The sequence below is a fragment of the Bradyrhizobium oligotrophicum genome (genome assembly GCF_051168495.1).
Taxonomy (GTDB): Bacteria; Pseudomonadota; Alphaproteobacteria; order Rhizobiales; family Xanthobacteraceae; genus Bradyrhizobium; species Bradyrhizobium oligotrophicum_A.
In genome coordinates this window covers 20,188-42,447 of sequence record NZ_JBNPVB010000012.1, presented here as the reverse complement: position 1 = coordinate 42,447, position 22,260 = coordinate 20,188, and the positions used below count along the sequence as shown (strand labels likewise).

Here is a 22,260-nt window from a genome sequence, read left to right as displayed (position 1 = left end):
TCGCCGCGGCCTGCCCTTCGCACGGTGATCGGGCCGCATCCGCAGAGGGAAGGGCCCGACCTCCTTTGACGGTATCTCGTAACCAGATCAAAGACACGCGGTCGCCATTGATCGCACCATCTCGCTTAAGGTGCCGTTACACCTCAGAGGGCCGGGTGCCGAGCCACGAGCGGGCGGTCGAATCGGCCGTGCCGTCACTGCACGTCCATCTGCAACCCTTCCTTCTGGATGATCGAGGCGAACTTGCTGGTCTCGGCCTGGACGAAGTCGCCGAACTGCTGCGGCGTGCCGTAGTCGGCGCGGGCGCCCATGGCCGCGATGTTCTTGGCGATGTCCTCGCGCTCCAGCATCGCCTTGACCTGCAGGTTGAGCGCTCCCACGATCTCCGGCGGACAGGCTTTTGGCAGGAACACGCCGAACCAGGACGACACGTCGAATTTGGCGAGCTCCGGCGCGCTCTCACGCATGGTCGGCAGATCCGGCGCGTTGGCGCTGCGTTCCGGCGTCGTCACGCACAGGCCGGTCAGCTTGCCGTCCTGGACCTGCGGCAGTGACGGAAACAAATTGTCGAACAGGATCTGGATGTCGCCGGAGAGCGCAGCCTGCAGGGCAGGACCGGCGCCGCGGAACGGGATGTGCGTCATCTTCAATCCCGTGAGCTGCAGGAACCAGGCGCCGGTCAGATGCGGGCTCTGGCCGACGCCCGAGGAGCCGTAGTTCAGCTTGTCCGGATTGGCCTTGAGATAGGCGATCAGCTCCGCGATCGACTTGAGCCCGGTCGAGGGATGCGCCGAGACGATGTTGGGGATGCGGATCATGTTGGAGACCGCCTGCAGCTGATCCGGCTTGTAGGCGAGGTTGCGGAAGATCGAATAGGCGATCGCGTTCGGTCCGGGGTTGCCGATCAGGATCGTATGGCCGTCGCCTTTGTTGCCGCGGGCCACTTCGGCGGTGCCGATCGTGCCGCCGCCGCCGGAGCGATTCTCGACGACGGCCGATTGTCCCCAGGCGGTCTGCAGATGGGCTGCCAGCAGCCGTCCCATCACATCGGTGCTGCCGCCGGGGGCGGCGGGTACGATCAGCCTCACGGTCTCGGTCGGGCGCCAGTCGGCCAGAGCCGTGCGCGGCAGAATGGCGGCGGTCGAGAGCGCCGCGGCTCCGGACAACAGCCTGCGGCGCGACAGCGCGGTGTGGTGTGCCAATGATTCCTCCCTGCGTTTGTTTGCCGGGAGGGTAGGGAAGGTTGCGGCGCCAGAGCAAGCGCATGGACCACACCCGCGCTGCGCCAATCAGCACAGCGGACGGCCTTGTACCGTGGCCCGGAAGCATATTCCGGGCGACGGCGATCAGCTGCGGATCAGTTGAAGCTGAGCAGCTTGAACAGCGGCGTCAGGTAGCTGAGCTCCTGGCCCGAGGTCGCCGTGGTGCGGCTGACGAAGTCGAAGATCTTGCCGTCCTTCATGCCATAATTGGCGAGGCGGCGGACCTGGCGGTTCTTGTCGAAATAGACCGCGATGACGCGCTGATCCACGACCTTCTGGTTCATGAAGGCGACCGGGCGCTCGGCGCGCTGGGAGATGTAGTAGAACACCTCGCCATCGAGCGTGGCGACGGTCGACGGCGTGCCCATCACGATCAGCACCTGGTCCTGGCTGGCCCCGATCGGGATCTGCTCCAGGGCGCCGGGCGGCATGATGTAGCCCTTCTGGAACTGCTCGCCGGTGCAGGCCGCGAGCGCGAGGCAGGTCAGCGCGATCGCACCAAGGGTGCGCAGACGGATGTTCAGGCCGCCGGTGAGCGTGCGGGTCGTCGTTCGCATTGTCTGGGTCATCTTCTCAGGATCGGATCCCGTCCCCTTGCGTCGGGCAGGGCGTTGACGTACCGGGCAAACTTGCGGATTGCAACATGCCCCGAACCGGGTCACGGAAACTCAGCCGCGGAACTGTCATGCTCTGGCCCTTCAACCATCTCAGCAAATTGCGGCCGTCGCCGCGCCGGACCATCGAGCCGATCTATGGCGCGATCGTGGCGCAAACCCGAGAACCGTTGTTTTATAGACACTTGAATGTCCCGGATACAGTCGACGGGCGGTTCGATCTGTTGATTCTTCACCTCTGGCTGGTGCTGCGCCGGCTGCGCGGGGGCGGGGCGGAGCTGTCGCAGGCGCTGTTCGACCGGTTCTGCGACGATATGGACGACAATCTGCGCGAGATGGGCGTGGGGGACCTGACCGTGCCCAAGCGCATGCAGAAGTTCGGCGAGGCGTTCTATGGCCGGACCGCCGCCTATGATCTCGCCTGGTCGGAGAGTGAGGCCCGGCTGGCGGAGGCGCTGCAGAAGAATATCTTGAACGGGGAGCATCCGGACAGCGGACGAGATCTTGCCGCCTATGCGGCACGGGTGGCGGCCGACCTCGCTGCCCTCGACGACACCAGGTTGCTTGGCGCGAACTGGAGCTTCCCGCGGCCGGTGCAGCAGGATTAGCGATATGAGCAGAGACAGAGACAATTCACGCGAGGCGCCGCGAGACTCCTTGAGAGACCCTTCGAAAGATCCCTGGCGCGCGCCGCCGGTGATCGTGGCGCAGATCCCGGATGCCGGCCTGCATCGCCGGATCGAGGCCGATGCGGCCACCCGCGCTGCGCTGGCCGCGATCGCCGACCTGCGCGAGGTGGTGTCGGCCCATGCCTCGTTCGACGTGGTTCAGAAGCGGGACGGCAAGGTGCATGTCGCGGGCCGGGTGCGCGCCCGCATCGGCCAGACCTGCGTCGTGACGCTCGATCCGATCGAAACCGAGATCGACGAGCCGATCGACCAGATGTTCGCGCCGCCCGACCAGATTCCGGAGCTTGCGGACCTCGTGGAGGACGACCCGAACAGCGAGGTCGAGACCGCCGATCCGCCGGAGCCCATCATCAACGGCCAGATCGACCTCGGACGGCTCGCTGCCGACGCCCTGTTCCTGGGGATCGATCCCTATCCGCGCAAGCCGGGCGCGGTGTTCGCACCGCCCGCCGCGGCTGCCACCGCCCAGGACCATCCCTTCGCCGCGCTGAAGGCGCTGAAATCGGCCGCGGGCGGGACGCCGGACGCGACCCCGGCGAAGAAAACGGGTGAGGAGTGACCCCCGAATGCGCCGGCCGGTTGCGCTCCGGGGCTGTCACAAAACCTCTCGAAATCCCCGCAAGCTGCTGATTTTTCTGATGAATGCGGAGTCTTTCTCCTCCCGGATCGTGTCCAGGGTTGCAAAATGTGTCGCACCCGGGAGGTTGTTTCGACACGGAGAGACGCTATTGTCGCGCCCGGGTCGGGAGGCGAAGACGATGCTCGGCCGGCTGCGGGACCGTTCCCTGGCTGCGCAGCGCCTCTGAACGACCGCAAGACACGGCCAAGCAAGTCGAGGCCAGACAATTCACGGCCAAGACGAGAGCGAGCTCGAGATCAGGTTTCCGGGACGTCATGCCTCAAAAGGTTCGAATCGCGCTGGACGCCATGGGCGGGGATTTCGGCGCGGCCGTTGTCATCCCCGGAGCCGCGATCGCGCTGAGCCGCCATCCCGATACGGAATTCCTGCTGTTCGGCGACAGCGCCAAGATCGCCCCCGAACTGGACCGGCATCCGCGGTTGAAGGCCGTCGCGCGCGTGATCCATACAGACGTCGCCATCAGCATGGACGACAAGCCCAGTCAGGCGCTGCGGCGCGGCCGCAAGACCTCGTCGATGTGGCTCGCGATCGAGGCGGTGAAGAAGGGCGAAGCTGACGTTGCAGTCTCGGCCGGCAATACCGGCGCGTTGGTTGCGATGGCCCGATTCTGCCTGCGCATGCTCGAGGGGATCGACTGGCCGGCGTTGGCGGCGATCTGGCCGACGCGGCGAGCAAAATGCGTCGTCCTCGATCTTGGCGCCACCATTGGTGGCGATGCGAAGCATCTGGTGGCGCTGGCGGCGATGGGCAGCGCGCTGGCCAGCGTGCTGTTCGAGAAGTCACGCCCAACCGTTGGCCTGCTCAATATCGGCGTCGAGGAGATCAAGGGCCACCAGGAGATCCGCGAGGCCGGCGAGATGCTGCGCAGTATGAACCTGCCGCAGCTCGATTACATCGGCTTCATCGAGGGCGACGGCATCGGCAAAGGGGAGGCCGATGTGGTCGTCAGCGAAGGCTTCAGCGGCAATATTGCGCTGAAGGCCGCCGAAGGCGCGGTTCGCCAGATGATGGATCTGCTGCGCAGCGAGATCAAGGCGAGCTGGCTGGCGCAGATCGGCTATCTGCTCGCGCGCGGCGCGTTTCGCGTCCTGCGGCAGAAGATCGATCCGAACAATTACAACGGCAGCGTGGTGCTTGGGCTCAACGGCATCGTGGTCAAGAGCCACGGCGGAACCGACGCCGAGGGCTTTGCGCGAGCCGTTGATGTTGGCTATGAGATGGCCCGCTTCGATCTCCTGACCAAGATCAATCAGACACTCAATCGCGACGGCGGAGCGCTGGCGTCCGCACCCGTCGCCCAGGAGGCTCTCTCGTGACAATACGTTCGGTCGTGCTCGGCTGTGGCTCCTACCTTCCGCAGCGGGTCGTGACCAATGCCGAGTTGGCAAGCCGCATCGAGACCTCGGACGAATGGATCGTCCAGCGCACCGGCATCAGGGAGCGTCATGTCGCAGCCGACGGCGAGTTCACCTCGCATCTCGCGCTCAATGCCGCGCGTGCAGCACTCGCCGCAGCCGACATCGATCCGCAGTCGATCGACCTGATCGTGCTCGGCACCTCGACGCCGGACAACACCTTTCCGGCGACCGCGGTCGCCGTGCAGAACGGGCTCGGCATCACCCATGGCGCGGCCTTCGACGTGCAGGCGGTGTGCTCCGGCTTCGTCTTTGCGCTCGCGACCGCCGACAATTTCCTGCGCAGCCGCTCGTTCAAGCGGGCGCTGGTGATCGGCGCCGAGACCTTCTCGCGCATCCTCGACTGGAACGACCGCACCACCTGCGTGCTGTTCGGCGACGGCGCCGGCGCGCTGATTCTGGATGCCCAGGAGCAGGGCGGCAGCTCGGCCGATCGCGGCGTGCTGACCACGCATCTGCGCTCCGACGGCCGCCACAAATCCAAGCTCTATGTCGATGGCGGCCCGTCCTCGACCCAGACCGTGGGCCATCTGCGCATGGAGGGCCGCGAGGTGTTCAAACATGCCGTCGGCATGATCACCGACGTGATCGTCGACGCCTTCGAGGCGACCGGGCTGTCCGCCGAGACCATCGACTGGTTCGTGCCGCACCAGGCCAACAGGCGGATCATCGACGCCTCCGCGCACAAGCTGCACATCGCGCCGGAAAAGGTGGTTTTGACGGTCGATCGGCATGGAAATACCTCCGCCGCCTCGATTCCGCTGGCGCTCGACGTGGCCGTCAAGGACGGCCGCATCAAGAAGGGCGACGTCGTCCTGCTGGAGGCGATGGGCGGCGGCTTCACCTGGGGCTCGGCTTTGGTGCGCTGGTGAGTTCCCCGTGCGGCGGGATTATGCCCCGAGATCGGCGCCCGGGGCTGCACTTCTATTCACGCTGCTGTTGACCACCGCCGCTTAACCTCTTAATTTCCGGAGCGAATTATTCGCCGTGAGTTTGGGGCAGGCGATGGCGGGAAGCGGAAAAACAGTCACACGCGTCGATCTGTGCGAGGCAGTCTACCAAAAGGTGGGGCTGTCGCGGACAGAGTCGTCTGCGTTCGTCGAACTGGTCTTGAAAGAGATCACCGACTGCCTCGAGCGCGGCGAGACGGTCAAACTCTCGTCGTTCGGGTCGTTCATGGTGCGCAAGAAGGGGCAGCGCATCGGGCGCAACCCCAAGACCGGCACCGAGGTGCCGATCTCGCCGCGGCGGGTGATGGTGTTCAAGCCATCCGCGATCCTCAAGCAGCGCATCAACGGCCAGCAGACGTCGGGCAAGATGAACGGCGAGGCCAGCGCCGAATTCGGCGCCGAGCCGGAATAGGGCGGTTCGCCCGACATCATCGGCCGTAGAAGCGTATAAACTGTGTTCCCTCTGCTCCCGCGTTCAGTTCGTCCAATGTTTTCAGCGTAGTCTCCCAGTTTCTTGGCAGCACGATCGAAGGGGAACGGGCATTTGGACAAGGCGCCGGATGCGTTTCGGACGATCAGCGAGGTCGCGCAGGAGCTCGACATCCCGCAGCACGTGCTGCGGTTTTGGGAGACGCGGTTCGCCCAGATCAAGCCGATGAAGCGGAGCGGGGGCCGGCGCTATTACCGGCCCGACGACGTCGACCTGCTCAAGGGCATCCGCCGCCTGCTCTACAGCGAAGGCTACACCATCAAGGGGGTGCAGCGGATCCTGAAGGAGCACGGCGTCAAATCGGTCCAGGGGCTGGCGGACACGTCCGCGGCTGTCTCGTTTGGCGCGCTGGAGGAGACGCTCGGCCAGGCGATGATGGAGGAAGAGCCGGTCGGGGAGGCCGAGACCGAATCGGAGGACGAAGAGGAGGAGGCCTCCGACGAGGAGGGCATCGACTTCCGCTTCGTCGACACCGAGGACGACATCCTCGACACCTTCCGCGTCGGCCCACCCACCCGCGCCGGCATGAAGCCGGAAGAGCGCGACAAGCTCCAGGGCGTGCTCAAGGACCTGCTCGACTGCCGCGCCTTGCTCGACCGGGCGATGAAGGACGTGTGAGGGCAGGTCAGCCCGTCGAGCGCGGTTGGCTCGGTTGAAGAGGCTGGCTTTGGTCCGTCGGCCGAGTCGTGTAGGGACCGCGCGCCGCGAGTTGGCTGCGCTCCTCTCCCCCTCGCGGCGAGGGATCGGGGGTGGGGTCGAAAAATTCCGCTCGATCTCGTAACCCCATACCCGACGAAACCCGCTCGCCGTGCCTTGCATCGCGCCGCGATCACGGCTAGAGGATCGGCCATCGGAGCGTGGCGCAGCCCGGTTAGCGCACTAGTCTGGGGGACTAGGGGTCGTGGGTTCGAATCCCGCCGCTCCGACCATTTTTTCAACTGCTGCCGTCTGCATCGCGAGGCACGCAGTCGCAGCCTTCCGAATACCGGTCAAAAGCTGCTCAATTCGCCGCACATCTCGTTCGGCCGCTCATTCGCATTGCTTCCGATGGTGATCAGGCCGCTTGGGTTGGAGCCGGCTGAGCGATCAGGTTGATTTCCATGGCTTGAAGCACCTTGAGGATGGTGCCGAATTCCGGCTTTGCTTCGCCACCGAGCGCCTGATACAGATTTTCACGCGACAGGCCGGCCTTCTCCGCGACTTCGCCCATACCCTTTGCGCGAGCGACGGCACGGAGCGCCATCGCGATAAGAGAGGGATCGCCGGTTTCCAGGGCCTCGGTGATGTAGGCGGCGATCGTCTCGGGGCCATCGAGATATTCGGCCGCGTCGTACGGCTTGATTTTGGTCATAGCTTAGTCTTTCAACGTTCTTCGGCATTTCCGTTCTCCCCAGGCCGCCGCGATCTACGTCAAAGCGGTTCGTGGGAAAAATGACGCGGGAAACTGCATGGGGCGCCTCGTATCGGAATATTCAACCAGACTGCTTGTAGCTCTCGTTGACAAGCTCTGCCAACGTCAACGGCTCCTTCGCTTTGACTAGCGCGGGGCTGGGGAAGCTTTTGAGTTTTATGTCTCCTTTTACAGACCATGCGCACAGAATCCCATCTTTGTGGCTGATAGAGACTGCAGTCATTAGGTGGCCGCCACTCTTCAGCGTCAGGAGGTCGCCGATTTCAAATGAGTGCTCCATCGCACACTTTCGCGTTTGTCAAATCCGTGTTTCGTGCCTCGTCGGCGCTGGTCCGGCAGGGGCCGGCGGCTGAACGTCACGTGAAGCGCGTGCTTCAACTACCACCAGCAGCAACTGCCGTCTAAACACCTGCTCCATGGCCTCCATTGTCTCAAGACTAAACGAGTTCGTGTGCCCACGGTAAGCATCAAAAACTCTCTGCCTTGGGCGGACGCATGACGCAAATGCTGCTTGCGCGATTACTTCGGCGGGCTCGCTGGAGCTGACAGATAGAACTCGTGTGCTGCTGTCGAGGCAAAGGAGGTAGTTTTGTGCGGCTTGATCTTCTAGAGCCTTCTCAGCTCGCAATCTTGGCATGTCCAGCGCGTCCCTTTGGCGCTGCATTTCATCGGCTTTGCGCATGCTTTCGAGAGCGAGCTCTCTGCCAATTTTGTCGGTCGTCTCACTTACAAATTTCGCGTCATCGATATCAGAACTGATTGCGCCATTGAAAGGCCGCAGTTTGCAGGTCGCAAAGACTTGGGCATTTTCGTCGTTATGGTATCCGAAGAAGGCGACCTCGCCGAATTTCGTGAACGCTCGGTTCAACGCAGCTTTTGCTTCTCGAACCACGCATGCACGAAATGTGTTTGTGTCGGACGCCGTGGCAGCGCAGGGCTGCAAGGCAACGGTGGCCGCTATCGTGAGCCAAACGGACTTCATGGTTGAGGTGCTCCCCGTTTGTAATCGTAGCAAAGTACCTCAAGAGAGCAAAGCTACAAGTCAGGTATCGGGATCTGAAGCGGTTTATCGCTAGAGTGAACTCAGGTAAGGCCTCAGCAGATTGACGGTTTCTATGAGTCCGTCAGCCTCCATTTCCAAGAGCAATGTTTCCGCGGTTTTCTCGGGCCGCTTGAATCTCTCTCGCATCTGGCGAATTGCTGCGACAGCCCGTCCGGGATCGAGCGCAATCGTATCAGCGATGAATTCATCGGCCGATTTCGCTTCGACGTTAAGAGCCGAGAGGATCTTGGAAGGAAAGTCTTTCAGGTTTTCCGTGACGATCATGGATGCTTGGGTCTTGACCGCTGCGGCCAAAACGTGCGCATCGTTCTGGTCGGGCAATTCGACGGCGAGTGGCAACAAATGCTCGTAGCCATCGACCATCGCGTCTTCGAAGGCGGCCTCCATAAGGGTGCGAGCCCGAGCCGCGCGGTCGGCGGCATCCTGAAGCCCGCGCTTCTCATGGATTTCCTGCAGCGCATTCTGGGTCTCGCCGAGCACTTCTGCCGGCCAGCGGACACGGAAAAACTCCGCCTCTGCCAGGGATAACAGCAGATTCCGCTTGAGCACGCTGACGAGCGTACAAGCGTCTACAAAGGCTGTGAAGCGATTGGCGAACACGGGCCTACAATTGCTCCCCGTCGAGTTCCGCGAGCCCTTCGAGAGCCTCGCGTCGCTTCTGGTCTCTGCTTCTCTTGTACGCGAAGAGATCCTCTGCCTTGATGCGGCGGTGGCGCCCCACGGTGTCGTAGGGGATCTGGCCTTTGTCGAGCAGGGAAATGAGGAACGGGCGCGAGACATTCAGAATGTCGGCAGCTTGCTGAGTGGTCAGCATCTCGTGAACCGGCACGAGCGTGACCGCGTCACCCTTCCCGATATGTCGGAGTAGCTCCATGAGGAGCGCCGACAGGGCAGGACCTAAGGTGATTTCCTTCGTCTGCTTTTGCTCGTCGAGAACGCGCAAAGTCGTATCCCCAGCGGCATGAGCGGCGAGGATCGTACGCAGTTGATTTGCTGACGCCTTTTCGGTCTCGGACGGCAAACGGCCGCCGAGTTCCTCAGCATAGGCTGGGATGGTCATATTGGCTCTCCCCCTGGAAAGGTATAGCTAGATCATATTCGAAGCATTCGCAATATATGAAGCATTCGAAGACATTAATGTTCCGTTGGAGAGCCGCGTTTTGGCGTCCAATGAGAGGGTTTGGGTTTCCAATCGAACCAAAAAACTCAATCAGATCAACGGTCCGGAGACAACTCGGTTTCCTTGAATCTTGATGTAGTTCAATGGCTTACCCACGCTTGGGGGACTAGGGGTCTTGGGTTCGAATCCCGCTGCTCCGACCTTTTCTTGCATCACTGCGATTCTGACGGGACGGGAGCGCTTTGTTCGTGGGCGTTTCGAGTCCATCCGTCCGAGAGACCGGCTTTTCAAGCCGCTGGCCGCCCCCTAATCTCCGTGGCTTCGCTGCCGGATGAGCATCGCGCCGGCGCTCATCGTATTTTGACGTGTTGCCGAGACATTCCATGGACGCCGCCGTCGCCGACACTTCCTTCGGTCATTTCGAGAACGCCGAGCAGATCGCCTTCTGGAACGGCGCGGGCGGGGCGCGCTGGGTGGCGCGGCGGGCGGAGCTCGATGCGATGCTGGCGCCCGTGCAGGAGGCGCTGCTGGAGCGCGCCGCGATCCAGCCCGGCGAGCGGGTGCTCGACATCGGTTGCGGCTGCGGCGCGACCATGATCGCTGCGGCCGAGAAGGTCGGGGCCGGCGGCAGCGTGCTCGGTCTCGATGTCTCCGCCGCCATGCTGACCGCGGCCCATGAGGCTGCGCCGGCAGACGCGCCCGTCAGCTTCGTGCAGGGCGACGCCATGGTGCATCACTTCAAGGCGGCGAGCGCCGATGTCGTGCTGTCGCGCCTCGGCGTCATGTATTTCGCCGATCCCGTGCGCGCCGTGCTCAACATCCGCAATGCGCTGCGCTCGGAAGGCCGCGTCGCCTTCGCCTGCTGGGGCGAGCTGCGCGACAACCCCTGGGCGCTGGAGCCGCTGCAGGCGGCCTATGAGCATGTGCCGAAACTGCCGGGCCTGCGGCCGCATGCGCCGGATGATTTCGCCTTCGGGTCCGCCGAGTGGATCGAGACGGTCATGACCGAGGCCGGTCTGCGGCGCATCCGGTTGGAGCGCTGCGATGTCAGCCTCGATTTGGCCGCCGGCGCCGGTCTCGACGGCGCGGTGCAGACGGCGCTTGCGATCGGCCCGGCGGGCCGTGCCGTAGCCGATCAGCCGGCCGAGGCGGTCGAACGCGCGACAGCCGCGATGAAGAAGGCGCTTGCGCGCTACGCCAAGGGGCAGGATGTCGTCGTGCCCGGCTCGTTCTGGGCGGTGACCGCACTCGATCCCTGAGCGCGCCGCACAGCGCACGGATTCGTCATCTCACAGCCGTATTGCTGTTGGAACCGCGGCAGGGTCGTCATTGTTGATGCCCCTGCATGAGCGAGGCCGTTCGCATGGCGCACGCTTGCATTGAACCTTTCCGCGGGCGCGCTTACGAACACAATGTTCGGCTCGGCGGAGCCGGTTCTCATGAAATTTTAAATGCGCATCGGTGTTAGTCCCGATGAGCTGCTCATTGTCGTTCAAGGAGGCGCGTATGGTCCTCAAGACTTTGAAGGTTTCGCTGTCCGTCTTTGCTGCTGCAACGTCCGTCGTGTCGCTGTTCGCCGTCGGCTGGGTTGGTCTTGCGCTGCTCGGCTACTGATGAATTCACGCCATGATGCATAAGGGCGCGCATGCGCCTCATGAAAACGCGACGAGCGCGCCCGGATCGAAGCTGATCCGGGCGCGCTCGTTTTCAGCATCGCCGCCGGCCTTCCCTCAGGCGAACGCCTTCTCCACCGTCTCGATCAGCACGCGCAGCGATTTGTCGTGGCGCGTGATCGGCGGGATGGCTCTGTCGATGCGGAGCAGCTGATAGACCGCCATCTGCGCCGCGCGCACCGAATATTCCACCGTGAACACGACGTCGTCGGGAATCTCCACGAACTGGCTGACGAAGGCGAGGTTCTTCGAATTCGCCGGCACCGGCAGCGGACGGTCCGTCTTGCTGCGCGGCATGAACATGCTGGTGATGTAGGGCAGGCGGCAGGGCACGCAGGTCGCCTCCGAGAACACCGACGGATCGAAGTTGAGGTGGCCGCACAGCTCCTTGAGGATGTCGGCGCCGCCGCAATCCGCCATCGCTTTCGGCACGAAATTGCCGATGCGGTCGGGATGCAGCGCATAGCCCCAGAACACCTGCACATCCCTGGGCTGTCCGACGAAATGCGGCTGGTGATACAGCACGACCGACATCAGCCAGTTCGAGTCGGTGAAGGTGACGAGCCCGCCGGTGCCGGCGGCGTTGCCGGTGAAGCGTTCCATCGCGTCGAAGAAGCGCGGATCGCGGCAGGTGACGGTGAAGGACTCCCAGCAGGATTCCGGAATCGAGGCGTTGAACGCGGCAGGATTGCCGAATTCGGGGCGGCCCTTCGCGATCTTCTCCCATAGCGTCCAGCCCTGGCTGTCCTGCCTGGTGAGCCGCGGCGGCGGTGCGTCCTGGGTGCCGAGACTGGTCGCGTCGGTCATCGAGCCGTTCTGCAGGAAGACGAGATCGTCGCTCGACAGCGCGACCGTCTCCGGCGCGCCGCTGCGATCGAGCGTCAGCCGCGTGACGACATGCTGGCCGGCTTCGGTCGCGATCTCGATGTCGGTGACATCGACGCCACCGGCGAAATTCACGCCGTGGGCCTCCAGCCATTTCACCAACGGCACCACGATCGCGTCGTACTGATTGAACTCCGTGCGCTTGACGCCGGCCAGCGTTTCGATGCGCGGAAACTCGTTCATGAAGCGGTGCAGATAGCGCTTGAGCTCGACGGCGCTATGCCACGGCTGGAACGCGAAGGTCGTCTGCCACATGAACCAGAAATTGGTGGTGAAGAACGATGGCGACAGCCAGTCGGTGATGCGGGAATTGCCGAGCTTGTCCTCGGACGCTTCGGTGAGCCTGACCAGTTCGATCCGGTCCTGCATCGAGAAGCCCATGGTGGAGACGTCGACCTTGTGACGGTTTCTGTCGACGAGGCGCGCCTGCGAATGCGCGACATGGGCCTTGTTGAAGGCGAGCGTCTCGTCGCGCACCGTGCGCTTGGGATCGCCGGCGTCGGGAATGGTGGACAACAGGTCCCAGGTGCACTCGTAGTGGTCGGTGGTCAGCATGCGCCCGCCGCGCAGCGAATAGGAGCCGTCGGGCAATCGCGCGCCGTCGAGGCTGCCGCCATAGGGCAGGTGCTTCTCGTAGATCGTGATGGCGCGTCCTTCGACGCCGCCGTCACGGATCAGGAACGCCGCGCCGGCGAGAGCGCCGATGCCGCTACCAATGAAATACGCCTTCATGATGGTTCACCCGGATCGTCTGTTGCGATCCGGGCTTAGCGGCCACGTGCGGGGGCGGAACTGATCCAGGTCAATCAGCCCGAGGGACAAGCGATCACGATGCCGCGCGTGGCACGGAAGCCCTCAGCGCGCGTTCCCGCTCCGCCAGTTTGCCAGCTCATCCTGGGCCGCCGCGGGCCATTGGGCATCGGCCGGGACGATCAGGAGCGGCTTGTTCTCGTCGCGCATCGCCACCGCGACGCGCTTGGTCGCGGCATCCATCACGACGAGCGCCGACGTGGTGGTGCAGCTGTGCGCCTGGCAGGCTTTGCCGATGAAGATCTTGCCGTCGTAGCGGACCGAGCCGGGCCCGTCCAGGATCCGTCGGAGATCGGCATAACGGGCGTTCGACACCGCCGCCTTGAGCGCCTTAGCGAGCTCGGCATATCCCAGGAGATCGACCGGATTGTAGATCGCACCGCGGCCCAGCGTGTCCCAGCCTTTGGCTGCGGACTTCGATTTCAACTCCTGCGCCGGACCGAACCCACTGGCCGTCCAGGTCCATCGTTCGCCGCGTTCCGTCGGCGAAGCCGGCGTCGTGAACACGATCCGATCCGGTCCGATCTTGTGCTCGACGGTTCTGCAGCTATCGAGCGGACCATCGAGGCGCACGGGCTCGTTCGCGGGGAAGCGGAGCACGAACGGCGAGCCGTCGCACATGTTGCCGCCATCGCTGACCGAGCCGATCACGAAGTCGGTGACCCCGATCCGGCCGTTTTCCTCGAGATCGATGATGGGCTTTGTGAGCAGCTGCTTCCCGTCGACGAGCAGCGCCTCGTTACTATCTGGCTCGACGACTTTGATCTCGATGCTGTGACCGAACAGCTCGGTTTTGACGGGCTTCGCGAACGCAATTCCAGGGAGCAGGCAGAACAGAATCAGGAGGGCACGCATTTCCAATCCATTGACGTGATCAATTGCGGAGTACCAGCGGGACTCAAGCGAACGATTTCACCACCGACTGTAGCAGGACCTTCAGCGATTTGTCATACGGGGTCACCGGCGGAATGGCACGGTCGATCTTCATCAGCTGATACACGGCGTGCATCGCCGCACGCACCGAATATTCGATCGTGAACACGGCGTCCTCCGGCAGCTCGACGAACTGCCCGATGAAGGCAAGATTCTGCGAGGTAGGCGGCACCGGCAGCGGTCGGTCGCCCGGGCTGCGCGGCATGAACATGCTCATGATGTAGGGCATCCAGCACGGCACGCAACTGGCATCCTCGAACACCGTGAGCGGGAAGCGCAGGTGTCCGCACAGCTCCTTCAGGATCTCTGCGCCGCTGCACTCGGACATCGGCTTGGGCACGAAATTGCCGACGCGGTCGGGATACAGCCCGTAGCCCCAGAAGATCTGGATCTCGGCGGGCTGGTCCGGGAAATAGGGCTGGGTGTACAGCACGATCGACATCCGCCAGTTGGAGTCGGTGAAGGACACGAGGGCGCCGGTGCCGGCGACATTGCCGCTGAAATTCTGCATCGCATCGAAGAAGCGCGGGTTGCGGCAGGTGACCGTGAAGGATTCGAAGCTGGATTCCGGGATGTTGGAGTTGAAGATCGCGGGATTGCCGAATTCGGGCCGGCCGGCGGCGAGCTTCTCCCACAAGGTCCAGCCGTGGCTGTCCTCTTTCGTCAACTGCTTCGGCGCGCTGTCATGGCTGCCGAGGCTGGTCGCATCGGTCATCGAGCCCGCCGTGTAGAACACGAGATCGTCGGGGGCGAGATCGATGCTGCTTCTGGCGCCGTTCTGCGTCAGGTCGAGCCGCGTGGCGCGGTGCCTGCCGTTCTCCGTCACCAGCGCGACGTCGGTGACATCGGCGCCGCCGACGAAGTTGACGCCGTGGTCCTCCAGCCAGCGCATCAGGGGCTTCACGAGCGAGTCGTTCTGATTGTAGACCGTGCGCTTGACGCCGCCGAGCGTATTCATCGTCGGGAATTCGTTCATGAAGCGGTGCATGTAGCGCCTGAACTCGACCGCGCTGTGCCACGGCTGGAAGGCGAACGCCGTCTGCCACATCAGCCAGAAATTCGTGGTGAAGAACGGCGGCGACAGCCAGTCCGAGATCAGCGAGTTGCCGAGCGTCTCTTCGGAAGCCTCGGTGAGCTTGGTCATCTCGATACGGTCCTGCATCGAGAAGCCCATGGTGGTGACATCGACCTTGTGCCGGTTGATGTCGACGAGGCGCGCCTGCGCATGCGTGACGTGCAGCTCGTTGAAGAGCTTGGTCTCGCTGAGGATGTTCTCGGACGGCTGGGACGCGCTCGGGATCGTCGACAGCAGGTCCCAGGTGCACTCGTATTGCTCCGTCGTCAGCATGCGCCCGCCGCGCATCGAGTAGGAGCCGTCCGGAAGACGGGCGCCGTCGAGACTGCCGCCATAGGGCAGGCGCTTCTCGAAGAGGGTGATGTCGCGCCCGGCCACGCCGCCGTCGCGGATCATGAACGCTGCGCCTGAAAGCGAACCGATGCCGCCGCCGATGAAATAGGCCTTCATGATGTCGACCTGTGATTTAAGGGATTGATCAAAAAAAGAAAAAATACACGGCGTCGCGCGGGCGGCCGCCGCCGGCGCGAATAATACCTCAGGGCGATCAGTTTGTCTCGAACGCGTTGAAGTAGTTTTTCCGATGCGGCTCAATGCCCCGCCATGTGGCGGCCGATCTCGGTCAGGTCGGCATCGCTGGCGCGGGTCTCGTAGACCAATTGGCCGTGAAACATCACGACCAGCCGGTCCGAGAGTTCGAGCAGTTCGTCGAGGTCCTCGCTGACCAGCAGCACGGCGGCGCCGCGGTTGCGGGCGGCCATGATCTCGGCATGGATCTGCGCCACCGCCGCGAAGTCGAGGCCGAAGCAGGGATTGGCGGCGATCAGCACCTCGACGTCGTGGCCGAGCTCGCGCGCCAGCACGGCGCGCTGCACGTTGCCGCCCGAGAGCGCCGAGATCGGCGTGTCCGGCGTCCGGGTCTTGATCTTGTAGCGGGCGATCTTGGTGGTGGCATCGGCGCGGAACGCCGACTTGTTCAGCCACCAGCCGCCGCGGGCAAACGGCGCGCGGTCGAACTCGCGCAGCGCAATGTTGTCGGCGACGCTCATGCCGCCGACGCAGGCGTTCTTCAACGGCTCCTCGGGCAGCAGTGACATCTTGTGCCGCCGCATCTCCTCGCGGCTCGCGGAATAGGGCGCGCCGGAGACGCGGACCGCGCCGCTCTCGGCCTCGCGCTGGCCGGCGAGCACTTCGACCAGTTGGCGCTGGCCATTGCCGGACACACCGGCAATGCCGACGATCTCGCCGGCACGCACGGTGAGCGAGAGATCCTGGACGGCGAGGCCGCCGGCATCGTCACGCGCGACCAGCTTGTCGACCTCGAGTCTGACTTTGCCAGCCTCGCCGGTGCGGGACGGCTGCACCGTGAGCTGCTCGGCGCCGATCATCATCCGCGCCATGTCGTCAGGCGTGAGCTCACTGACCTTGCCCCGGCCCGCGAGCTTGCCGCGGCGGAGAATGGTGACCTCGTCGGCAAACGCCATCACTTCGCGGAATTTGTGCGTGATCATCAGGATGGTCAGCTCGCCGGCCTCGACCATCTTGCGCAGCATGCCCAGCACCTCGTCGGCCTCGCCGGGCGTCAACACCGAGGTCGGCTCGTCCAGGATCAGGAAGCGGCGCTTGAGATAGAGCTGCTTGAGGATCTCGCATTTCTGCCGCTCGCCGGCGGAGATGTCGGACACTTTGGCATCGAGCGGCACGCGGAACGGCATGCGCGACAGGAACGCCTCCAGCTCGTGCTTCTCCTTGGCCCAGTTGACCACGGCGGGCACGTCGTCGCGCGCCAGCACCAGGTTCTCGGCCACGGTCATCGCCGGCACCAAGGTGAAGTGCTGATAGACCATGCCGAGGCCGAGCGCGTGGGCGTCCCTGGGGTTGCTGATGGCGCGCTCGCGCTCGGCGATCAGCACGTCGCCTTCGGTCGGGCGGTAGTAGCCCATGATGCATTTGACCAGGGTCGACTTGCCGGCGCCGTTCTCGCCGAGCAGCGCGTGGAACGAGCCGGGCTTCACCTTCAGCTCGACATTGTCGAGCGCGGTGAACGCGCCGAAGCGCATCGTCATCGCGATCGCCTCGACGCCGAATGCGCCAGATGGCGTCGGATCGTCGCCGATCACGACAGCGCCTCGATCAGCGCGGAGGAGGTCGCGACCGCGCCGAACACGCCGCCCTGCATCTTGATCATTTTCAGCGCGTGGTCGTGATTGCCCTTGTCGGTGGCGCCGCAGCAGTCCGACAGCAGCACGCATTCGAAGCCGCGGTCGTTGCCCTCGCGCATCGTGGTGTGGACGCAGACATCGGTGGTGATGCCGGTGAGCACGATGTTCTGGATGCCCTTCAGCCGCAGGATCAGCTCGAGATCGGTGGCGCAGAACGAGCCTTTTCCCGGCTTGTCGATGATGATCTCGCCGGGCAGGGGCGCGAGCTCCGGGATAATGTCCCAGCCGGGCTCGCCGCGCACCAGGATGCGGCCGCACGGGCCGGGATCGCCGATGCCCGCGCCGATCTGCTGCGAGCGCCAGCGCTTGTTGGCGGGAAGATCCGAGAGATCGGTGCGATGGCCCTCGCGGGTGTGGATGATCAGGAAGTCTTGCGCGCGCATCACCGTGAGCAGCGTCTTGATCGGCTCGATGGGGGCGCGCGTCAGCGACAGATCATAGCCCATCTTGTCGACGTAACCGCCGACGCCGCAGAAATCGGTCTGCATGTCGATCACGATCAGCGCGGTGTTCTCAGGGCGCAGATCGCCGTTATACGGCCAGGCATAGGGCTCGGAGCGGATGGTGCGCTGGGTCATGTGTGGTCTCCAATGAAGTTCGAGGCCAATCGGTATGTGGCGTTAGCCGCATGCTCATGGAGTGGGCTCCCTCTCCTCACCCTGAGGAGCCCGCCAAAGGCGGGCGTCTCGAAGGGCGAGGCCCCAGCTCGGGCCTCATGGTTCGAGACGCGCCGCGCATTGCGACTGCTATTGATGACGATCAGCTCGGCGCGGCGCTCCTCACCATGAGGGTCAAAAGCCAAGGCGGCACTGCACACCCTCCATGAACACGCCGAGAGGCGTGTTCATGGAGAGGTTCAACAGCCGAGGCACTGCACACCGGACCATGAACACGCCGAGAGGCGTGTTCATGGAGAGGGTTTTGCACGGAGACCAGTGCTGCACATTGACCATGAGCAGCGTGCTCATGGAGAGGAGTTGGCATCGTGCCGCGTAGAAAATCCTCATCCTGAGGAGGCCGCCGAAGGCGGCCGTCTCGAAGGATGGCCGCGAAGGAGGTGCCCGCTCCAGCTTCTTTCGTCATGAGCAACTGCCTATCAGCGTGTAATGGATAGCTCGGCCGGCGCGCCGCTCAGGGTGCGTTTCGGCGAGCAGGTGATGATCATGATCAGCAGTGTCAGGATGTAGGGCGCGGCGTTGAACAGGTGATAGCCGGAGGTGATGCCGACCGATTGCAGCGCAGGCCCAAGGGCCGCGGCGCCGCCGAAGGCGAGCGAGGCCCACAGGCACAGCATCGGGTCCCAGCGTGCGAAGATGACGAGCGCCACCGCGGTGATGCCTTGTCCGGACGACAGGCCCTCGTTCCAGCTGCCGGGATAGAACAGCGACAAAAACGAGCCGCCGATGCCGGCGAGGAAGCCGCCGGCCATGGTGGCGTGCAGCCGGATCATCAGCACCGAATGGCCCATCGCGCGTGCCGCGTCGGCGCTCTCGCCGGCGGTGCGGATCAGGAGGCCCCAGCGTGTCGTCCTGAACGCCCACAGCAACAGCGGCGCCAGCACCACGCCGAGCAGGAACAGCACGTTGATGCGCAAGGCCGCGCGGACCTGCGGCACGTCGCTCCACCAGCCGAAATCGATCGCCGGCAGCCGCGCCGCCGTGGGTTCGATCAGCGGCTTGCCGAGAAAGAAGGCAAGCCCGGTGCCGAACAGCATCAGCGAAATTCCGACCGCGACGTCGTTGACACGCGGCAGCGAGCAGATGCCGGCGTGCAATGCGCCGAGCAGCGCTCCGGTGAGGCCGGCGGCGAGCACCCCGAGCCACGGCGAGCCCGAGAGATAGGAGATGCCATAGGCGCTCATCGCGCCCATCACCAGCGTACCTTCGAGGCCGAGATTGATGCGGCCGGAGCGCTCGGTGATGCATTCGCCGAGACTGACGAACAGGAACGGCGTGGAGACGCGGATGGCGCCGCCGAGCACCGCGAGCGGGACGGTCCAGAGTCCGATGTTGCCGTCAGCCATGGCTCAGGACTTTCCCTTGAGGAAGCCGATGCGGCCGTAGAGCGCGTCGCTCGCCAGCACGGAGATGAAGATGATGCCCTGCAGCACCAGCACCGAGGCATCGGGCAGGCCGAGCCGGCGCTGCAAGAGTCCGCCGGAGGCGTTGATGCCGCCGAGCAGGATCGCCACCGGAATGATCGCCAGCGGATTCTGCCGGGCGAGGAACGCAACCAGGATGCCGGTGAAACCGTAGCCGACGGCGAGATTGGCGTTGGTGCGGCCCTGCACGGCGGCGACCTCGACCATGCCGGCGAGGCCTGCGCAGGCGCCGGCGAGGAAGCACACGGTGAGGATCAGCTTGCCGACCGAGAGACCGACGATCTTGGCGGCGCGGATGTTGCCGCCCGCGACGCGCGCGGCGAAGCCGAACGTGGTGTGATAGATCAGCACGTAGGATGCGACCGCCAGGATCAGCCCGAACACCAGGCCCCAATGCACGTCGGTACCAGGAATGGTGCCGATCATGTTGGCGGCGCCGATCTCGCGCGTCGACGGCTTGTTGAGGCTCGCCGGATCGCGCATCGCGCCTTCGACGAGATGGTTGAGGATTGCGAGCGCGATGTAGACCAAGAGCAGGCTGGAGATGGTTTCGTTGACGCCGCGATACTGCCGCAAGGCCCCGGACAGCAGGATCCACAATCCGCCGCCGGTCATACCGGCGATCACCATCGCGACCTGCACCACGAGCGGCGGCAGTCCCTGCAGCGCCAGCGCCGCTGACGTTGCCGACAGCGCGCCGATCAGCAGCGCGCCTTCGCCGCCGATGATCACCATGCCCAATTGCGCGGGCAGGGCGGTGCACAGCGCCGTGAGGATCAGAGGGGCCGCGCGCGTCAGCGTGTTCTGCCAGGAGAACCAGGTGCCGAACGCCCCGTAATACATGTACCAATAGAGATCGAGCGGGTTCTTGCCGAACAGCGCAACGAAGATGCCGAACACCAGGAGCGCGGCGACCAGCGCCGCGCCCGGGATCAGGATGTATTCAATGCTCGCGCCATAACGCTGCAGGAAGCCTGCATCGGCGGCCGGCGCGATGGCGGCCGCATCAACCGGATCGGCCGCCTCAGTGGTCACGACGTCGCTCCGATCACGCCCTCGACCAGATAGTCCATCTTCTCCAGCTCCGGATCCTTCTGGCCGCGCTCGGTGCCGGCGGTGATCACGGTGTTGCCCTTGTTGTCCTTCAGCGGGCCCTTGAAGATGGTGTAGCCGTCGCCGAGGAATTTGGCCTTGATCTCGTCGGCATGCTTGCGCGCAGCTTCCGACACCGCCTCGCCATAGGCCGAGATCTTGACCACTTCTTCCTTGAGGCCGCCGCGATAGAAGTTCGGGATGCTCTCGCCCGCAGCCAGCATCTTGACGAACTTCGGATACAGCGCCTCCCAGTTCCACTCGGCGCCGGTGAGATAGGCCTTGGGTGCCAGCGGCGACTGGTTCACGTGATAGCCGGTGACGAAGGCGCCGCGCCGCGCCGCGTTCTCGACCATGGTCTTCGGGCCGTCGACATGGCAGGTCAGCACGTCGACGCCCTGGTCGATCAGGCTGTTGGTGGCCTCGGCTTCCTTGACCGGCATCGACCAGTCGCCGGTGAAGATCACCTGCGTGGTGGCCTTGGGGTTAGCGAGCTGCGCGCCGAGCGTGAAGGCGTTGATGTTGCGCAGCACCTGCGGGATCGGCTTGGCGGCAACGAAGCCGAGCTTGCCGCTCTTGCTGGTGTAGCCCGCGACGATGCCGGCGATGTACTGCGCCTCGTCGATGTAGCCGAAATAGGAGCCGGCGTTCTTCGGGTCCTTGTCGCTCCACAGCCCGCCGCAATGCTCGAAGCGGAGCTTCGGGTACTTCGCGGCCATCTTGATCATGTGCGGGTTGTAGTAGCCGAACGAGGTCGGGAACAGGAGCGTGGCGCCGTCGAGATTGATCATCGACTCGATCGTCTTCTCGACCGCGTCGGTCTCCGGCACCTTCTCCTCTTCGATGACCTTGAGCCCCGGCAGCTTCTTCAGCGCCGCCGCGCCCTGCGCATGCGCCTGGTTGTAGCCGTAGTCGTCGCGCGAGCCGACATAGATGAAGCCGATCGTGGTGTCGGCTGCGAAGGCCGGCCGCAGGCCCGCGGCTGCGCCGAGCGTCAGCGCCGCGCCACCCTGCAACAGATGCCGTCGTGAAATCCTGCCAAAGTCCATTGCTGTGCTCCCTCGGCGGGCCATGGGCCCGCGGCCTGTCATCTCGGCTTCACCGGCACGGCGGAGCCTCGACCGGGAGAGCGTTCGCAAGCTTTGTGCCAGCGCTTCAGGCGCCGGGGGGAGCGTCAAGCCACTGAAATACTTTTGATTTGGCGGTGACTGTGATTTGGGCGGAAGGACCGCGCAGCACGTCTCAGCCTACAATTTAATCAGTCAACTTCAATTGTATGCAACGAGTTCAGCCGGACGAGACCACCGCCAACGCGCCCGCGAGCCGAACGGCCAGCCGGTTTCACGTTGGTTCGAGAAGCCCGATGCCACAGTACAGAGCGCCGCAGCGCGAAGCGCCACGAGCCGCAGACCGCGCGCCGATGAGCGGGCCGTTTGTCAGCCGCTGAGGTTTTGCCGCGGCCGGTCAGATCCCGAGCAGCCAGACGGCGACGATGGTGCCGATCACCGCGAGCCCACTGATCGTCCAGCCGGTCACATAGGCGCCGTCGTCCGATCCCGGCGGCTCGACCATGGTGTCGCGCCAGCCTTCGTCCTGCCAGTGCCCCTGTTGGTACGCCATGCGAACCTCCTCGAGCCTGCCTCCCCGTTGAATAAGTCGGGTCCCTCTTGGGAAGGTTCAACCCCAGGCTGAAATCTTCATCTCCTGCGCTGCAACGCAAATCCCTCGACGTCCCCTCTGGTCAGGCCCGCGAAACGCCCTAAGCTTGGAAGGCGTTCCGCGAAGAGAACGAGGAAGTCGCCGGGGCGGCGTTGG

At 64.2% G+C, this 22,260-nt stretch carries 22 protein-coding genes and 1 tRNA gene; 8 read left to right on the top strand and 15 right to left on the bottom strand.

Annotated elements, in window-relative coordinates:
• Positions 1-194: 194 nt before the first annotated feature.
• Positions 195-1,202, bottom strand: a complete 1,008-nt coding sequence (locus ACQR1B_RS22005) for a Bug family tripartite tricarboxylate transporter substrate binding protein (RefSeq protein WP_434833801.1) — start codon at positions 1,200-1,202, stop codon at positions 195-197.
• Positions 1,203-1,357: 155 nt separating this feature from the next.
• The gene (locus ACQR1B_RS22000; protein WP_434833839.1) at positions 1,358-1,819 is read right to left on the bottom strand and encodes an outer membrane protein assembly factor BamE; all 462 of its coding nucleotides are present in this window, start codon (positions 1,817-1,819) and stop codon (positions 1,358-1,360) included.
• A gap of 128 nt (positions 1,820-1,947) precedes the next feature.
• Here ACQR1B_RS22000 and ACQR1B_RS21995 point away from each other — a divergent pair, with 128 nt between their 5' ends.
• The 7 genes from ACQR1B_RS21995 to ACQR1B_RS21965 all read left to right on the top strand — a co-directional run bounded on the left by ACQR1B_RS21995 (position 1,948) and on the right by ACQR1B_RS21965 (position 6,989).
• Complete coding sequence (locus ACQR1B_RS21995; RefSeq protein ID WP_434833802.1) at positions 1,948-2,484, top strand: ubiquinol-cytochrome C chaperone family protein; 537 nt, start codon at positions 1,948-1,950, stop codon at positions 2,482-2,484.
• 4 nt (positions 2,485-2,488) lie between these two features.
• Positions 2,489-3,124 carry a YceD family protein gene (locus ACQR1B_RS21990; RefSeq protein WP_434833803.1) on the top strand — a complete coding sequence of 212 codons (636 nt, stop codon included), beginning with the start codon at positions 2,489-2,491 and terminating at the stop codon, positions 3,122-3,124.
• A gap of 335 nt (positions 3,125-3,459) precedes the next feature.
• A complete protein-coding gene (gene plsX / locus ACQR1B_RS21985; protein ID WP_434833840.1) occupies positions 3,460-4,521 on the top strand; it encodes a phosphate acyltransferase PlsX in 1,062 nt (353 codons plus the stop codon).
• Complete coding sequence (locus ACQR1B_RS21980; protein WP_434833804.1) at positions 4,518-5,492, top strand: beta-ketoacyl-ACP synthase III; 975 nt, start codon at positions 4,518-4,520, stop codon at positions 5,490-5,492. The genes plsX and ACQR1B_RS21980 overlap by 4 nt, the downstream gene beginning before the upstream one ends.
• 133 nt (positions 5,493-5,625) lie before the next feature.
• On the top strand, positions 5,626-5,982 hold the full coding sequence (locus ACQR1B_RS21975) for an integration host factor subunit alpha (RefSeq protein ID WP_434833805.1): 357 nt from the start codon (positions 5,626-5,628) through the stop codon (positions 5,980-5,982).
• Positions 5,983-6,114: 132 nt separating this feature from the next.
• Positions 6,115-6,678 (top strand): MerR family transcriptional regulator, encoded by a 564-nt coding sequence (locus tag ACQR1B_RS21970; RefSeq protein ID WP_434833806.1) that lies wholly within the window; start codon positions 6,115-6,117, stop codon positions 6,676-6,678.
• Positions 6,679-6,911: 233 nt separating this feature from the next.
• Positions 6,912-6,989: transfer RNA gene (locus tag ACQR1B_RS21965), tRNA-Pro, on the top strand.
• Positions 6,990-7,114: 125 nt separating this feature from the next.
• On the opposite strand, the gene ACQR1B_RS21960 is transcribed toward ACQR1B_RS21965, so the two are convergent.
• From ACQR1B_RS21960 to ACQR1B_RS21945, 4 genes are all read right to left on the bottom strand, one after another.
• Complete coding sequence (locus tag ACQR1B_RS21960) at positions 7,115-7,411, bottom strand: addiction module antidote protein (protein WP_434833807.1); 297 nt, start codon at positions 7,409-7,411, stop codon at positions 7,115-7,117.
• Between the two features lie 358 nt (positions 7,412-7,769).
• Positions 7,770-8,453: a hypothetical protein gene (locus tag ACQR1B_RS21955; RefSeq protein ID WP_434833808.1), complete on the bottom strand. Its 684-nt coding sequence runs from the start codon at positions 8,451-8,453 to the stop codon at positions 7,770-7,772.
• 90 nt (positions 8,454-8,543) lie between these two features.
• Positions 8,544-9,134 (bottom strand): PIN domain-containing protein, encoded by a 591-nt coding sequence (locus tag ACQR1B_RS21950; RefSeq protein ID WP_434833809.1) that lies wholly within the window; start codon positions 9,132-9,134, stop codon positions 8,544-8,546.
• Positions 9,135-9,138: 4 nt separating this feature from the next.
• Positions 9,139-9,594 (bottom strand): helix-turn-helix domain-containing protein, encoded by a 456-nt coding sequence (locus tag ACQR1B_RS21945; RefSeq protein ID WP_434833810.1) that lies wholly within the window; start codon positions 9,592-9,594, stop codon positions 9,139-9,141.
• Between the two features lie 443 nt (positions 9,595-10,037).
• Here ACQR1B_RS21945 and ACQR1B_RS21940 point away from each other — a divergent pair, with 443 nt between their 5' ends.
• A complete protein-coding gene (locus tag ACQR1B_RS21940) occupies positions 10,038-10,913 on the top strand; it encodes a class I SAM-dependent methyltransferase (RefSeq protein ID WP_434833811.1) in 876 nt (291 codons plus the stop codon).
• Positions 10,914-11,384: 471 nt separating this feature from the next.
• Here the strand turns inward: ACQR1B_RS21940 and ACQR1B_RS21935 are convergent, their stop codons facing one another.
• From ACQR1B_RS21935 to ACQR1B_RS21895, 9 genes are all read right to left on the bottom strand, one after another.
• Positions 11,385-12,944 carry an oleate hydratase gene (locus ACQR1B_RS21935; RefSeq protein ID WP_434833812.1) on the bottom strand — a complete coding sequence of 520 codons (1,560 nt, stop codon included), beginning with the start codon at positions 12,942-12,944 and terminating at the stop codon, positions 11,385-11,387.
• Between the two features lie 123 nt (positions 12,945-13,067).
• Positions 13,068-13,877, bottom strand: coding sequence for a hypothetical protein (locus ACQR1B_RS21930; RefSeq protein WP_434833813.1), 810 nt, complete (start codon positions 13,875-13,877; stop codon positions 13,068-13,070).
• 43 nt (positions 13,878-13,920) lie between these two features.
• Positions 13,921-15,525 carry an oleate hydratase gene (locus ACQR1B_RS21925; RefSeq protein WP_434833841.1) on the bottom strand — a complete coding sequence of 535 codons (1,605 nt, stop codon included), beginning with the start codon at positions 15,523-15,525 and terminating at the stop codon, positions 13,921-13,923.
• Between the two features lie 95 nt (positions 15,526-15,620).
• Positions 15,621-17,096 carry an ABC transporter ATP-binding protein gene (locus ACQR1B_RS21920; RefSeq protein ID WP_434833842.1) on the bottom strand — a complete coding sequence of 492 codons (1,476 nt, stop codon included), beginning with the start codon at positions 17,094-17,096 and terminating at the stop codon, positions 15,621-15,623.
• A gap of 50 nt (positions 17,097-17,146) precedes the next feature.
• A complete protein-coding gene (gene biuH / locus ACQR1B_RS21915) occupies positions 17,147-17,830 on the bottom strand; it encodes a biuret amidohydrolase (RefSeq protein WP_434833814.1) in 684 nt (227 codons plus the stop codon).
• Between the two features lie 518 nt (positions 17,831-18,348).
• Complete coding sequence (locus ACQR1B_RS21910) at positions 18,349-19,275, bottom strand: ABC transporter permease (RefSeq protein ID WP_434833815.1); 927 nt, start codon at positions 19,273-19,275, stop codon at positions 18,349-18,351.
• A 3-nt stretch (positions 19,276-19,278) separates the two neighbouring features.
• Positions 19,279-20,388 (bottom strand): ABC transporter permease, encoded by a 1,110-nt coding sequence (locus ACQR1B_RS21905; RefSeq protein WP_434833816.1) that lies wholly within the window; start codon positions 20,386-20,388, stop codon positions 19,279-19,281.
• Positions 20,385-21,494 (bottom strand): BMP family ABC transporter substrate-binding protein, encoded by a 1,110-nt coding sequence (locus ACQR1B_RS21900; RefSeq protein ID WP_434833817.1) that lies wholly within the window; start codon positions 21,492-21,494, stop codon positions 20,385-20,387. Before ACQR1B_RS21900 ends, ACQR1B_RS21905 begins: the two co-directional genes overlap by 4 nt.
• A gap of 415 nt (positions 21,495-21,909) precedes the next feature.
• Positions 21,910-22,065, bottom strand: coding sequence for a hypothetical protein (locus tag ACQR1B_RS21895; RefSeq protein WP_434833818.1), 156 nt, complete (start codon positions 22,063-22,065; stop codon positions 21,910-21,912).
• Positions 22,066-22,260 lie beyond the last annotated feature (195 nt).

Coding starts and splice junctions, on each gene's coding strand:
- ACQR1B_RS21940 (WP_434833811.1), top strand. CDS start 10,038: ATGGACGCCGCCGTCGCCGACACTTCCTTCGGTCATTTCGAGAACGCC.
- ACQR1B_RS21930 (WP_434833813.1), bottom strand. CDS start 13,877: ATGCGTGCCCTCCTGATTCTGTTCTGCCTGCTCCCTGGAATTGCGTTC.
- plsX (WP_434833840.1), top strand. CDS start 3,460: ATGCCTCAAAAGGTTCGAATCGCGCTGGACGCCATGGGCGGGGATTTC.
- ACQR1B_RS21995 (WP_434833802.1), top strand. CDS start 1,948: ATGCTCTGGCCCTTCAACCATCTCAGCAAATTGCGGCCGTCGCCGCGC.
- ACQR1B_RS21975 (WP_434833805.1), top strand. CDS start 5,626: ATGGCGGGAAGCGGAAAAACAGTCACACGCGTCGATCTGTGCGAGGCA.
- ACQR1B_RS21910 (WP_434833815.1), bottom strand. CDS start 19,275: ATGGCTGACGGCAACATCGGACTCTGGACCGTCCCGCTCGCGGTGCTC.
- ACQR1B_RS21955 (WP_434833808.1), bottom strand. CDS start 8,453: ATGAAGTCCGTTTGGCTCACGATAGCGGCCACCGTTGCCTTGCAGCCC.
- ACQR1B_RS21935 (WP_434833812.1), bottom strand. CDS start 12,944: ATGAAGGCGTATTTCATTGGTAGCGGCATCGGCGCTCTCGCCGGCGCG.
- ACQR1B_RS21960 (WP_434833807.1), bottom strand. CDS start 7,411: ATGACCAAAATCAAGCCGTACGACGCGGCCGAATATCTCGATGGCCCC.
- ACQR1B_RS21900 (WP_434833817.1), bottom strand. CDS start 21,494: ATGGACTTTGGCAGGATTTCACGACGGCATCTGTTGCAGGGTGGCGCG.
- ACQR1B_RS21990 (WP_434833803.1), top strand. CDS start 2,489: ATGAGCAGAGACAGAGACAATTCACGCGAGGCGCCGCGAGACTCCTTG.
- ACQR1B_RS21920 (WP_434833842.1), bottom strand. CDS start 17,096: ATGACGATGCGCTTCGGCGCGTTCACCGCGCTCGACAATGTCGAGCTG.
- ACQR1B_RS21895 (WP_434833818.1), bottom strand. CDS start 22,065: ATGGCGTACCAACAGGGGCACTGGCAGGACGAAGGCTGGCGCGACACC.
- biuH (WP_434833814.1), bottom strand. CDS start 17,830: ATGACCCAGCGCACCATCCGCTCCGAGCCCTATGCCTGGCCGTATAAC.
- ACQR1B_RS21945 (WP_434833810.1), bottom strand. CDS start 9,594: ATGACCATCCCAGCCTATGCTGAGGAACTCGGCGGCCGTTTGCCGTCC.
- ACQR1B_RS22000 (WP_434833839.1), bottom strand. CDS start 1,819: ATGCGAACGACGACCCGCACGCTCACCGGCGGCCTGAACATCCGTCTG.